The 399-nt window shown below is 22.8% G+C and carries 1 pseudogene; it reads left to right on the forward strand.

From position 1 onward, the window contains the following. Positions 1–399: pseudogene (locus tag DU473_RS08305) on the forward strand (DUF2972 domain-containing protein); the annotation flags it as partial.

Raw genomic sequence — 399 nt, forward strand, 5'->3', positions numbered from 1 at the left:
AATTATACAAGCATTAAAGAGTTTTTAGATACTTTAAGTTTATATACTACTTCTTTAAATCCTAATATTTATGAAAACATATTAAATCATATTGATTTTTTTACAAACAAAAATTATCAAGACAATCTTCATAAACTAATCAATCTTCATAAAGATTATGAAAGTTTGATGAATGCTATATTAAATAATCTTGGCTTTGTTATAAAACACTTTGAAACTATAAAAGAATGGCTTAGTTCAAATGAATTTAAAACAAGATATAAGGATGAAAATCATCCCTATCCTTCTTTACTTGATCCAAATAAATTAAAGGATATAAATGAAGAATTAAATTATCATAGTATTGATGCTAATCTTGCATGGGAGTTAAACTTACCTTTACCTGATAATTATGAGTTT

The organism is Campylobacter novaezeelandiae (assembly GCF_004323845.1).
Classification (GTDB): Bacteria; Campylobacterota; Campylobacteria; order Campylobacterales; family Campylobacteraceae; genus Campylobacter_D; species Campylobacter_D novaezeelandiae.